The sequence below is a fragment of the Cellvibrio fibrivorans genome (assembly GCF_031457055.1).
GTDB lineage: Bacteria > Pseudomonadota > Gammaproteobacteria > Pseudomonadales > Cellvibrionaceae > Cellvibrio > Cellvibrio fibrivorans.
In genome coordinates, this window is sequence record NZ_JAVDVX010000006.1 from 225,976 (window position 1) to 238,588 (window position 12,613).

Here is a 12,613-nt window from a genome sequence, read left to right on the forward strand (position 1 = left end):
TGTAATCTCGCCAAAGTCTCGCATAATCAAGCCTGCCGACCGCAGGGAGTAACTGCTCATGTTTAACCTTTCCGCCCAAAATGCCAATCAAACCAGCCATATCGCCGCCATCGACCTTGGCTCCAATAGTTTCCATATGATTGTGGCGCGCTGGGACAACGGCCAACTCACCTTGCTCGACCGTTTACGCGAACCCGTGCGCCTTGGTTTTGGCCTGCAGGAAGACCTCAGCCTAAGTGAGGATGCGCGCGATCGTGCACTCGCTTGCCTTGAGCGGTTTGGCGAATGCCTGCGCGGTTATCCTTCGCGCAGCGTACGTATTGTGGGCACCAAAACTCTGCGAAGCGTTAAGGATTCTAGCCAATTTCTTGCGGAAGCCGAGAAACGCCTCGGCCATCCGGTAGAAATTATTTCCGGCGACGAAGAGGCGCGCTTGATTTATCTCGGTGTCGCCAATGACATAGCGCCGGATGATCGCAATCGCATCGTGATGGATATCGGTGGCGGCAGTACCGAAGTGATTTTGGGCAAGGGCATGCAACCGCGCCTGAAAGAAAGTTTGAACATGGGCTGCATTGCCATCACCAAAAAATTCTTTATGGACGGCAAGGTCAGCGAAAAGTTGATCACCAAAGCCTTGATCGCCTGTCTACAGGAATTGGAACCGGTAAAAGATGAATTTTTACAAGCCGGTTGGCAGCAGGTAATAGGTGCGTCGGGTAGTATCAAAGCGGTTGCCAAAGTCTGTCAGGCCAACGGCTGGAGCGATGGCACTATCACGCTCGATTCACTCGAAAAAATTATTGCAATTTATTTAAACCACGGCAAAGTGGATGCGCAAATTGCCGGCCTCTCGGAAGATCGCCAACCGGTATTCCTCGGTGGCGTTATGGTGCTGAGCGCGCTGTTTGAGGCGCTTGAACTCAAACAAATGGTCGCGGCCGATTGGGCATTGCGCGAAGGCCTGTTGTTTGACCAAAAAGGCCGTTTGGAAAATCACGATATTCGCCAGGCGAGCGTCGATGCGCTCGCAGCGCGCTTTCATGTGAATATGGACAAGGCTCGCGCCGTGGAAAAAACGGCGCTCAACCTGTTAAGCCAAGTCGCCCCCAATTGGCAGCTCACCGCAGAGGATGCAAGTAAACTGCTCGGCTGGGCCGCACGTTTATATCAAGTCGGTTTGGATATAGCGCACAACGACTATCACAAACACTCGGCGTATATAGTACAAAACGTCGATCTCGCTGGTTGCTCTCGTGCCGAGCAAACCCAACTCGCCGCTTTGGTGCTCGCACATCGCAAACGTTTCCCCGCAAAAAGTTTTCCGCTCGACAACAGCGACCTGGTTCGGCTTGCGATTTTATTGCGCATGGCCGCAATTTTTCATCGCGGAAAAATTAAAGACGGGTTACCAACTATTGCCGTCAAAGCCGACGGCAGAAAAATAAAATTAATACTGCCTGCAAAATGGATAGAAGACCATCCACTTACCCAGGCAGATTTGGAAACAGAACAACGGCATTTGAGTGATATTGGCTACGACTTCCAACTACTGACACAATGATCCGGTAAGCGGCTACATGCTACTGCTGCGCCGCCAACTCAAAGTGATCAATCAATTCCATCGCTGCCACAATCAAATGATAAAGCGTGCTCGCAGGAGCAACATCCACTACCACTTCATCATTAGCGCCGCGCTGGTCAACGTAAGAACCCGGTGTTGATGCGCAGAGATAGTAGGTAAATAAATCATCCACTCCTCTGATGGCAATTGCCTCAGCATCTGAATTACCTTCGCGGATTTGCACCAAACTCGCTTTAATTAATTCAGTGATACCCCAGCAGCGTTTATTAGGGTCAATCACCTCACCGGTATAGCGCACCGCATCAAATAACAACCCGGACTTATCCATTCCGATCTCCAATCCGCGTGCGTAGAGCGCCTTAGTGTAATGCGCGACCGGGCGGCCTGTCCGGCGCTGATACCAATCGAGCAGCCATACCCATTCCATCATATGACCGGGTTCAACCGTGTCACCTTTGGCGTTGGGCAAGCGCACCCAGTTGTCATCAAAAAATTCAAACAACACACCGTGTTCTGTATCAAAAAAATGCGCTTGAAAAAGTGCAAACAATTCACCGACGCGCGCTAAATATTTTGCATCATGAGTCGCATCATAAAGCGCGAGAAACGCTTCAAACAAATGCATGTGCGGATTTTGGCGGCGACAGGCGTAGTCATAATCGCCTTCAATCCATCCACCGACTGCAGAACCAAAACGTGCATCCAAATGGGCAACTAATTTATCAGCTTCCTGCAGATAAGATTCTTCGCCAAACGCACGATAACACCAGGCGTTAGCGAGCAGAAAAAAAGCGTGGTCGTAAAGATCCTGTTTGGTATCGACCACCACAAAATCTTTATTGAGCAAATGTGTGTAACCGCCACCAGCTGTTGGATGTGACGCTGTTTTTTGGACAAATGCGAGCAAGTTTTTTGCAACGGTTTTGCCTTCCGGGCACCAGCCGCGATGATAGGCGGCGGCAAAGAAAAACGCTTGCCGCGCCTGTACACGCACGCGGGTACTGGACTCCAGATCAGGCACGCCCGAAGGTGTTAGTCGCTCGTAGTTCGCTTGGGTGTAAGGTTCGATACCGCGCGCTAACCAAAGAGGCAGGGCATCGTTTCTGATCCAGTGTTCAAGGCGACTGGCCGCCGCACGCAATGTTTGTGTCATAAGGATTCCCAATTCGCAGCGCCGCCCCTGGCGAGAAAAGTAATGATCGGATTGATTGCGGCTGATGTGGCAGGGGCATTTTGCGGGAGGATTACACAGGGCGCAAATAAAAAACCCCGGCGAACCGGGGTGCAAAAAACACAACAGCGGGCTACGGCTTAGCAATTCATCACTAACAACTGCCAGCAATCTTGTGTAACAGTCTATTGCTCAAAAGCATAAAACTGTAACCGATTACCAACAAATAACCATGAATAAAAGGCCTTAGCGACATCCATTATCCATAAATATGTAACCGGTTTCAATCATTTATGTGCCTTCCTTACAAAATTATTGATTCCGGTGAAATTTATGGCGGAATATAAAGAACAACCCCCGACGAATCGGGGGTTTTGTGAGGCAGGTATCACTGTGGTAGGAAGTCGAATGTCTGGTTAAGGGTCGTACGCGCCACATTGGAGGCTGGGAAAGTGATCAGTTTGATGCGCTGCAGTATCTTCATCTCCAGATCCTTATCACCCAGTTCACTGGACACCAGACTGGCCTCAACAATTTTGCCGTTGGGGTCGATAACTATCTTCACCACCATCTTACCTTCAAGGGCGGCGTTCTGACGTAGGGCGCGGTTGTAGATCGAATAAATAGCGCCCTTGTGTTGCTCCATAATTTTGCGGATTTCTTCTTCACTGCGCGCTGCGCCACCCGCTCCATTGCTATTACCGGCAGTAGCCTGGCCGGCTTTTTTAGTGCCGTCTGCCAAGCCACTTTTCACCTTGGTTGTTTCACGGCCAGACAAGGCAACACCACCAGTATCGCGGCTCAGGGCAGCGGTGTTGATGCCACCACTCGCTACCTTGGCCCCGCTAGTGATCATCGCCCTATCAACCTGAGCCGCTTCGCCGGTACTATTCGTCACCGTCGTTGCCGCTGTCTCTACCGCCGAGGTTTGCATCATTTCGCGCATTTCGGCGAGGTCATCTTTGAACTGCATAACCCCGCTGTTCTCGGCTTGTTCACGCGCTTTTTCCAAGCTTGCTTTGGGCGGCGCCTTGACCGGCTCTTTCGGTTTCTCAACCGGCTTTACCTCGGGCGGTTTTTCTACCGGTTTTTCTTCCGGTGTTGGCTCAGGCTTTTTTTCTTCTGGTTTGGGCAGCTCCACAGGTTTGGGCGGTGGCAACTCTTGCTTCTCCAACACCACGCGCGCCAATTGCGGCGGCAATTTTTCTTTTTCCGTGCGCTCCATTTCCGGGACACTGATAATGGTTACGGCAATACTGGCAAGCAATAACACCACAAAACTGATCGATAAAATTTTATTGAAGCGCCTATCGTCATCGATTGATGAACTCCAGGGCAGCTCCAGATTCAGAGTGAGGCTGGCCATATCAACCTCCCCCATTCGCGGGCAGTTCTTTTTTGGTTACCGCCAGGGAAATATCGCGATACTCAGCTGCCGCACAAGTGGCCATGACTTTTTTCAAAATTTGGTAGGGAACTTTTTGATCCGCCATAATCGTTACCGGGCGACCAGTCAACTGATCTTCCACTTTCAGCGGTCCCGCTTTTTGTGCGAGATATTTTAGCTCCTGCTCCAGGGGTGCAAAATTATTTCCGGTTGCTGCAACAAGGTCGGCAACACTACCTACAGATCGCCCACCGACAATGACATCCGTTGCACTCACCAATACCACCAAATTATTTTCCGGCACTTGCTCGGAAAACGACGCAGGTAATTTGATGCTTTTGTCAGTCTGCAACACTTCTACATCGCCGGAATTTACCAACAGGAAAAATACCAGGATGGTGAAGATATCCATTAGCGATACCAGGTTAAGACTTGGAACCTGATTCAAACGGCGATGATGCTTGGCCATACGTTTGGCACGCAGCGATTGCTTCATTGCGCACCTCCTGCCGGACTCGCCACGGCACCAGTCGATGCGCCGGGAGGCGGCGCATCACCCAAGGAAATTTCCGGAAACAATTCCGCATCCACTAGATTCGCTGCCACCACCGCTTTGAATGAGCGCACGGTATCCATAGTGGTGACCAGGGTTTGGTAATCCGTATCTTTTTCGGAGAGGATATAAATATCTTTTTTCTGGATGCCTTTGTCTTCCAGCAAACGTTTGGTCTCTTGCAATACACCGGCGAGCAATTTGAAATCGTATTCGCCGTCAGATGTCTTCTCTACCCACTTTAATTTAATACCCGCCGGATAATTCACTTCAAATTTATCCGCGCGAATAATTAATTCCAATTGCTGCGGAGGCTCTTCGGTTTGGGGAATACTGGAGTCGGCCATGTCTGGCAACTTCAGATCGAGCACCGTTGTGCGCGCGAGCACCATGCCCATTAGCAATACCGGCACCAATATGATCATCAGATTCATAAAGGAGGTAATGTCGAGCTCCGCGTCCGCTTTAAATCGCCGTTTAATGCGCATAGGTTAAATCCACTTTGTGCAACTAAATAGATGTTAAAAATAACCAGTGTTAACGACTACACCGATTAAATTATTGCGCCGCTTGCGGTTTGGTCGCACTGGCATCTTGCGTGCGACTGCGCGGAACATCCTGCACATGGGTAATCATGTTTAAACATTTAACACCGGCCATTTCCAGGCTATCGATAATTTCGGTGGTTTTACTTTGCAACATGGAATGCACTAACAGAAGTGGAATCGCCGCAACCAAACCAAACGCAGTGGTATTCATTGCTACCGCAATTGATGAAGAAAGCAATGCGGCTTTTTCTGCCGGGTCGGCACTGGCCACCGCGGTAAACGCCTGGATCAAACCGATAATCGTACCGAGCAAACCAAGCAGCGTGGCAATATTGGCCAGTGTTGCTAAATAGGGCGTGCGCTTTTCAAGACGCGGCATAGCTTCCATCACACCTTCTTCCATTGCCAATTCAATATCATCGCGACGCGGCGACTGGCTCATACGTGCAATACCTGCCGCAATAATCCGCGCGATAGGTGCATCGTCGCTTTTACCCAGATTCACGATGCCCGCATAATCTTTTTTCTGCAGCATCGGCAAAATGCGATTAAAGGCTTGGCGATTCGCACTTTTAGCTGAGGTCAGCACCAACCAACGCTCTATGGCTATTGCAACCCCAACCACCAACACCACAGCGATGGGATACATAAAGGCGCCGCCTTCTTGGAAAAAACGAATCAGAGTATCCATAACTTTATTAACCTCAAAAAAAAGAAAACCATCAATGAATTTATAAAATAATTGTTAAAAAATTACTAATCGGCCGAATCAAGTTCACCTGCCGCTTCCAGGCTACGCTGCATTTCATCGCGCTCGACGTGGCCGAATACGGCGTCCTCCTGGCTGCTTAACATCTCCATTTCCAGATCGGGGCTAAGCGGTGACTGCCAGGGCAAAATATACATTACCCGCGGCTGCTCCTGATTACCTGTCACTGTAGTTTGCAAATTAATATTGGCTTCGCGCACCATTTTTTTATCCGCTGAGGCAGACGCTTTTTTTTCTGGCGCTGAGGTAGCAACCACATCGGCCTCTAACGGTTTTTCTGGCTCTTGTGCATGCGCATTTAAGGCTGTGATACACAAGCCTACTAATAAGATTTTATTCATCACTCACTTCCTCTGCTGGAGTTTCAGTGGTGGTCTCAGTTGGTACTTCATCTGCTGACGCGGCCGCTTTTGGTTTAGGCGCTATACCCAAACGCCGCTGCAAATCAGCAATCCAGCTGGTAGCTTGTTTATCTTCACCGCCCAGCAATTGCAAATAAGCTTCGTAGTGCGGCAAAGCCTCCGTACTTTTGCCCATATATAGATCGTAGAGTATGGCGATATTTTTATGGCTCTCGGGATGGAACGGCCAGAGACTCAACGCTTTTTTGTAATTCGTTTCCGCACCGGAAAAATTGCCCGCCTCGCGCTGCAAAATAGCGAGCTGATTATAGGCATCGAGATTGGTGTGGTTTGCTGCAATCGCATCGTTAAAAGCCTGCTCTGCGCGCTTATCTTCTTTTTGTGCGCGATAGACCAATCCCAAATTGAGATAGGCGCCCGATAATTTGTTGTTTTCAGCAAGTACTTTTTGCAGCAGAGATTCCGCCTGCGCCCACTGTTTATTGCGCATAGCACGGGTAGCATCTGTAAAATTTTGCTGCGCCTGACGGCTTACCGAAGGTTTGTTTTGTAAATAAGGATTAGGGGTTACAGGCCCCGCTGGCAATATAGATGTGCCCGCTGCCGCAACGCTTGGCGCTGCAGCGCCCTGCGCAATTTTGCTTTTTTTAACCGGTTCCGATGCACAACCAACCAAAACTAACACTAATAAGCTAGCGATGAGCTTAGTGAATTTCATTGCTCACCTCCAAGCGCGATTCGGTTTTGTTGTAGCGCGCCGGCAACAATTTGGCTAGCGCATCAAAGCTGCGTTTTACCCCTGCATCGTAAGTGCCTTTCCAACTGCGCTGGGCGTTGGTCTGGTGAATTTCAATTGCCTTTTCTTCAAAGGGATAAGCCTGCTCCTCCAATAAAATTTCATATTGTTCGAGCGCCAATTCATCCAAATCTTTTGGCCTCTGGGAATTCATTAAATCGCGGCTGAGCTGCGCATAGATTTCACCAATTTTAAAACTCGCTTCGGTAGTGAACTCACTTACACCAAAAGCCAAAACCTGCTCCTGCGCTTTAAGTGCTTTTTCCAATGCAGCGCGTTTGCGTTGCAAACTGGTTTTGAGCGGCAGGGTTAACTGGATACGGGTAAATTCATCGTAAGCCGGTTGTGATAATTCCGCTTGGGCACTTGCGGCCAGATAGGTCGAGCGATCTGTTTTTGCATTGCCCGCACGGTTGTGAGTGTTAATAATATTTTGCAGCCAGAACAGGCGTTTTTCTTTATCACCCGCTGCACCATACAATTCGGTCAATTTAAATTGCGCTTCCAGGTTGTTCGCGAGCGGACGCGCGTATTCGGTGGCATAGCGACGATATTGTTCAATGGCCTGTGCGCGCTTGCCGGATTTTTCATACAGTTCCGCACCCATGTAAAGTGATTGACGTTTCACATCCGGATCAGTGCTGGTGCGCTCCATTACCACCAACTCATCGGCCGCTAACTGCCATTTACTTTGATTTTGGTAAATCAACACCATCTTGGCGGGCAAGGTAGATATTAATTGATGGTTGGGATATTTTTTGCGGAAGCCCAAATAAACATTCTCTGCCTGTGCCCATTTTTCCTGCTCGATTAAATAGACACCAGCATCGTATTGCGCTTTAGCGGCGATTTCGGTATCGGGAGTAACCTGGGTAATACGCAGCAATTGCGCGATTGCAGAATCTTTATCGCCAAATTGCAAGCTGGCATCAGCCTGTTGATAAATACTTGCCGCAATTCGCTCGCGCACTTGTTGCGCACTGGGAGCGCCGGGATTTTTACCGTAAGCGGGTAGTAAATTTAATACTTGCACATACGCTTGCTCTGCCGCTGCATACTCTTTGGTTTCAAAGCGGCTGTGACCGAGGATCAACCAACTGGAAAATAATAATTTTCCCTCGGCCGGTGGTTGCCATTCAATAACCCGTTCCGCCACCATTTTTGCATCGACATAGCGATTTTGTTGCAACAGATCATTGGCCGCTTCAGCGAGCACAACCACTGCACGTGGATCAGTGTTGTAAACATCGGCAAAATTTAATGCATTTTGAATTTTGCGGTTTTGCCATTCCTGCAACCGGGTGTCGGGCAAGCTGCGTGCCGATTGCACTAATTGCTGTGGCAACAAAATCGCGGCGTAGCCTGCGTCGGCACCGCGCAATTTATCCATGTAACCATAAGCAACCTGCTCGTAGGCATCCATAGCGGCGGGGAGATCACCAGCCTCGTTGAGACATTCCGCGAGAAGGAAAGTCATCTCGGCAACCTGCGCATCCTTCGCAAAAGTCTGCACAAATTCGCGATACCATTTTGCAGCGCGCCCGAATGCGGCAGTTGCATCAGCAGGTTTTGCTCTTTTAAAACTCTGCGCCTGCGCGTGCTCAAACTGCGCCAGCTCCTGCAGGGATTGATGCAAGTAGGCGAGCGCATTATCGCCAATTGCTCCCTTACGCTGCGTCCAGTAATTGCTGCTAATACCATATCGCTCAACAAAATCCTGCTTGGCAGGCAAAATCAAACTTGGGAAATCGCCCTGCTGGTAAACATCGATGACTTTGATACTAAAGCTGGGCGCAAAATCTGAATTGGAGTTGTGCTGCACATAGTGTTGGTAAGTTTCAGCGCTATCGGTAAAACGTTTTTGATCGAGATACAACTGCCCGAGTTGTTGATAGAGCAAATATTCGTAGGCGCGTCCACCGCCCAGTTGGGTTTGCAAATCGCTGATTGATTTTGCACCTTCAAGATATGAAAGCGATAAACCCATCACCCGTAAAGTATCTTTTACCAGGTTAGCTTTTGACGCACCTATATCGGTAAGCGCCGCATCAACATCATTAGGATTTTTAGCGTGACCAATTAATTGATCGAGCACCTTTGCAAATGAATTGAGTGCAAGATCGTAATCGCCTCGTTTAAATTGGGCCCAACCTTTCATGTAAAGTGCGTTTTGTTGCAGCTCGGGATTATTGCCTTTTACTACTGCATCGTAATTGCGTTCGGCAGCAGCGTAGTCGCCATCGGCAAAGGATTTTTCGGCGCGGCGAAATTGGGTTTCCGCCATAAATTTGGAATCAGGATTAGTGTCCGCCAGTTGATCTAATACAACTGCGGCTTCCGCACTGCGGCCATCGAGCGACATCGCTTTAGCAAGTTTATAGCGCAATTGATCAGCTTCTATACCTTTTACCGGTCGCCCACCGGTAGCCTGCATTTTTAGCAGTTCGCTGTACATAGCAACCGGCTTGTCGTAATGGCGGCGCATATCGGTTGAGTCGAGCTGGGCTTTTTCACTGCGCGCCATTTCCAAATCAGCAAGGCGCACCATAATTTGTTGGCGTAGCGCTGGATCTTCGGCCGCTGATAACGCGCGCTGGTAACTTTGTTCTATGCGCGCCATATCGAGCACGGCCACTTTGGCTTTGGCGTCCGGTATTTTTGCTGCGGGTAAATCGGCAAGGGTTTTACCGCGCTCATCATCACCCAAACCAATCATGCTGCAGCCTTGCAATTGCAACACTGCACTCACTGCGAGCGCCATTAATGTATGTCGAAACAGGGAAGGGTTAAGGTGCATCATTCTGGTTGCCTCCTTAACTCAGCGTCGTACAAGCGCGCAACTGCAAGATGCGCCTGTGCCAGATAATTATTTAAACGTTTTTCATGCGCTGCCAATTGTCGGTCCACTTGTTGCCGCAACAGACCGCTCTGTTGGGCGATGAGCTGGTCGGTATTTTCCAGATGCATACTGACGTCTTTTTGCAATACTTGCAGACGCGCCAGGGTCGGTTGGATATCCATGCTGGTGGCAGTAATTTCTTCAATGTGTTGTCGAGTCTTGGCAATTTGCGCGAGACTGGCATCAATAGCTTTTAATTCTGTTTGTTGAGCAGCGAGCCGCGCGGGATATTCCTGCGCGGCTCGCCACAACAAAATTCCGCCAAACATTTTGGCGCGGGTTTCCAACTCGCTTGTATCTTGCCCAGCGGCTTTCATGCGTACGATTGTCTGCTGGCCACGCTCGATACGCACGTACAATGCGCGCGTCTCGTCATCAGCAAGTGCCATATAGTTTTCACTACTACTTATCTGTTCCAATTGCCTTGCAATGGCAGCTCGCTCCGCTTGTAATTTCTGCTCTTGCTGCGACGCAGAATGTTGCGCAAGTTGTTGTTCCTGACGCTCTCGATTCCCTTGTTTTTGTAACAATAATTCGCGATAGGCATCCAACTTGGGCAACCAATTTTGCAAGAGTATTTGCAGGCGCAGCAAATCGCGCAAATCCAGCACCGCTGTTTGAAACGCGTTTTTCGCAAATAATTCGTTGAGATAAACAGAGCGGGTTTTGATTATGCTAGTGCTATCCAACTTCAGCCAGTTTTGCCCGTCGTCGGTCACTACTGCAGTGAGTGCGCCATCTTGGGCGGCTTCTGGACGTAGCACTTTTTTCGCTTCTTCAGCAGATAAAGGCTCACTGCCGATCAAGGTGAGCAGCTCACCTTCAGTGAGGGTCGCACGCATGTCACGGATTAATTGGATTTCGCGTGCGAGCAATTCTTCAGCAGCTTGATAGGCGTTTACCGCTTCGCCCTGTGCACCCAATTTTTCATAGGCATAAGGCAGGGCGAGCAAGGATTCCTGCACAGCGGGATACATTAAACTGCGCGAGCGCAATAATTGCCAAGGCCGCAGCGCCTCATCATATTCTTCCTGGGCTACTGCAGCCCAGCCATAACCCAGTAGCGCTTGATTGGCAAAAACGCCATCGAGCCGCACTTTGGTGAATTCGCGAATGGCGGCGGCGTATTTTTTTTCCGCTAGATAAGAGTAACCAATCGCCGTGTAAGCTTTATCTTGCAGTGCCCATTGCTCTTTGCGGCGCTGTGGATTTTCGACTACATCTATTTCTGCCAATTCGCTGAAAAATTTTTGTGCACTGGCAAAATTACCGTCACGTGCGTGCGCAGCACCTAGATTGTAAAAAGTATAGGGGCTCCATGCGCGCAGTTCACCAGCATCGATATTATTCAGAGCTAAATCGGCATAATTTTTATTGCGGATACGGATATTAATTTTCAGCGCTTGCATCTGCGCGCGCAGTGACGGTTTGAATTCGCTGCTAACGCGCGCAAAACTTTGCTCGGCTGCAACCCAATCGCCGCGGGTGTAATGTAACTTGCCAAGATAAAACCAGGCTGCGTCGCGCACTGACTGTGGACGACGCTCATCTTGCAAAATGTGATTGAATACAGCTTCAGCGTGATGCTGCATACCAAAGGCAAGACTGACACCGCCAGCGATTAATTCCGGATTATCGCCGTGACCTTGAATGCCATCGCGCGTATCCGCGACCATCAACTCCGCGAGCGCAGCAATATAATCCTGCTGATAATAGTGATAAAGCGCTACGCCATAACGCAAATCGGCCACGGAAGTTTTAGGTTTTTCTTTGGCATCGACAGAAATAACCACCACTGCCGCCAGCATCAGAAAATAGCGCAACACAGAGGTTGATTTGCGCATTACATCTGCCATTGTTTGATTTCAAAAACCGGCTGCAATTGCGCACTGGAATCCACTATGCGCAACTCCAGCACCACTGGCTCCTGGTCTTTGGTGATCACAATTTTGGCGCCGCGCTTGTAATCTTGCTGCGGTCCGCGCCCGGTAAAAAATGCGCTGATTTCGTGCTCGCCCGTTTTTAGATTACCCAGATACAAACGCTGTACACCGCCGCGAAACAGCGCCTTGGTCTGTTTGTCGGTATATAGCTCACTGGCAACCAACTTGTTATCAATTTCCAATTTGATTGCATCCAGCGCGAAATAAGTACCGAGATCCATAGACACATAGACCGCCACCTGACTGCTGGCGGGGTATAGCAATTCTTCTTCAAGAATTAGCAGATCGCGGTTCAATGTGAGTACGGATTCTTTCAGCGACTCCACCTGCCCAGTGCTCTCGGTGGGCGTCTGTGCAAAGACCTGAAAACAGCACAATAAGGGGATCAAAATAGCCAGATGAAACCACTGGCGCAGGGGGTGGATCATGCTCTCTCTCCGAATTCTAAGTGGACGACTTTCGTTATCAACAGGTTCTACGCCTTGTCCATGGCGATTAAAGCGCGATCTTGGCATCAGTCGCCACCATAATCGAATCATTCTAGAAGCCAAACAGTTTCTTGGATGTGACAGTGAGCACAGTTGATCTGGCGCTTGAGTT

General features: G+C 49.5%; 11 protein-coding genes. 1 reads left to right on the forward strand and 10 read right to left on the reverse strand.

The genetic code is table 11. The features are described from left to right. Positions 1-58 precede the first annotated feature (58 nt). Positions 59-1,564, forward strand: a complete 1,506-nt coding sequence (locus J2X05_RS16390; protein WP_310074494.1) for a Ppx/GppA phosphatase family protein — start codon at positions 59-61, stop codon at positions 1,562-1,564. A gap of 19 nt (positions 1,565-1,583) precedes the next feature. Here the strand turns inward: J2X05_RS16390 and J2X05_RS16395 are convergent, their stop codons facing one another. The 10 genes from J2X05_RS16395 to J2X05_RS16440 form a co-directional block, all read right to left on the reverse strand. After that, entirely contained in the window at positions 1,584-2,738 is a 1,155-nt protein-coding gene (locus tag J2X05_RS16395) for an AGE family epimerase/isomerase (protein ID WP_310074496.1), read from the reverse strand. Between the two features lie 406 nt (positions 2,739-3,144). Next, positions 3,145-4,122: an AgmX/PglI C-terminal domain-containing protein gene (locus J2X05_RS16400; RefSeq protein ID WP_310074498.1), complete on the reverse strand. Its 978-nt coding sequence runs from the start codon at positions 4,120-4,122 to the stop codon at positions 3,145-3,147. Between the two features lies 1 nt (position 4,123). Then, positions 4,124-4,639, reverse strand: a complete 516-nt coding sequence (locus J2X05_RS16405) for an ExbD/TolR family protein (protein WP_310074500.1) — start codon at positions 4,637-4,639, stop codon at positions 4,124-4,126. Further along, on the reverse strand, positions 4,636-5,184 hold the full coding sequence (locus tag J2X05_RS16410) for an ExbD/TolR family protein (RefSeq protein ID WP_310074501.1): 549 nt from the start codon (positions 5,182-5,184) through the stop codon (positions 4,636-4,638). Before J2X05_RS16410 ends, J2X05_RS16405 begins: the two co-directional genes overlap by 4 nt. A 70-nt stretch (positions 5,185-5,254) precedes the next feature. Next, a complete protein-coding gene (locus J2X05_RS16415; RefSeq protein WP_310074503.1) occupies positions 5,255-5,935 on the reverse strand; it encodes a MotA/TolQ/ExbB proton channel family protein in 681 nt (226 codons plus the stop codon). Between the two features lie 65 nt (positions 5,936-6,000). Beyond that, on the reverse strand, positions 6,001-6,354 hold the full coding sequence (locus J2X05_RS16420) for a hypothetical protein (RefSeq protein ID WP_310074505.1): 354 nt from the start codon (positions 6,352-6,354) through the stop codon (positions 6,001-6,003). Beyond that, complete coding sequence (locus J2X05_RS16425; RefSeq protein ID WP_310074508.1) at positions 6,347-7,093, reverse strand: tetratricopeptide repeat protein; 747 nt, start codon at positions 7,091-7,093, stop codon at positions 6,347-6,349. The genes J2X05_RS16420 and J2X05_RS16425 overlap by 8 nt, the downstream gene beginning before the upstream one ends. Next, positions 7,080-9,971, reverse strand: a complete 2,892-nt coding sequence (locus J2X05_RS16430; protein ID WP_310074510.1) for a tetratricopeptide repeat protein — start codon at positions 9,969-9,971, stop codon at positions 7,080-7,082. Before J2X05_RS16430 ends, J2X05_RS16425 begins: the two co-directional genes overlap by 14 nt. Then, a complete protein-coding gene (locus tag J2X05_RS16435; RefSeq protein ID WP_310074513.1) occupies positions 9,968-11,914 on the reverse strand; it encodes a hypothetical protein in 1,947 nt (648 codons plus the stop codon). Before J2X05_RS16435 ends, J2X05_RS16430 begins: the two co-directional genes overlap by 4 nt. Next, positions 11,914-12,441, reverse strand: coding sequence for an AraC family transcriptional regulator (locus J2X05_RS16440; protein WP_310074515.1), 528 nt, complete (start codon positions 12,439-12,441; stop codon positions 11,914-11,916). Before J2X05_RS16440 ends, J2X05_RS16435 begins: the two co-directional genes overlap by 1 nt. Positions 12,442-12,613: the final 172 nt, after the last annotated feature.

Coding starts and splice junctions, on each gene's coding strand:
- J2X05_RS16390 (WP_310074494.1), top strand. CDS start 59: ATGTTTAACCTTTCCGCCCAAAATGCCAATCAAACCAGCCATATCGCC.
- J2X05_RS16395 (WP_310074496.1), bottom strand. CDS start 2,738: ATGACACAAACATTGCGTGCGGCGGCCAGTCGCCTTGAACACTGGATC.
- J2X05_RS16400 (WP_310074498.1), bottom strand. CDS start 4,122: ATGGCCAGCCTCACTCTGAATCTGGAGCTGCCCTGGAGTTCATCAATC.
- J2X05_RS16405 (WP_310074500.1), bottom strand. CDS start 4,639: ATGAAGCAATCGCTGCGTGCCAAACGTATGGCCAAGCATCATCGCCGT.
- J2X05_RS16410 (WP_310074501.1), bottom strand. CDS start 5,184: ATGCGCATTAAACGGCGATTTAAAGCGGACGCGGAGCTCGACATTACC.
- J2X05_RS16415 (WP_310074503.1), bottom strand. CDS start 5,935: ATGGATACTCTGATTCGTTTTTTCCAAGAAGGCGGCGCCTTTATGTAT.
- J2X05_RS16420 (WP_310074505.1), bottom strand. CDS start 6,354: ATGAATAAAATCTTATTAGTAGGCTTGTGTATCACAGCCTTAAATGCG.
- J2X05_RS16425 (WP_310074508.1), bottom strand. CDS start 7,093: ATGAAATTCACTAAGCTCATCGCTAGCTTATTAGTGTTAGTTTTGGTT.
- J2X05_RS16430 (WP_310074510.1), bottom strand. CDS start 9,971: ATGATGCACCTTAACCCTTCCCTGTTTCGACATACATTAATGGCGCTC.
- J2X05_RS16435 (WP_310074513.1), bottom strand. CDS start 11,914: ATGCGCAAATCAACCTCTGTGTTGCGCTATTTTCTGATGCTGGCGGCA.
- J2X05_RS16440 (WP_310074515.1), bottom strand. CDS start 12,441: ATGATCCACCCCCTGCGCCAGTGGTTTCATCTGGCTATTTTGATCCCC.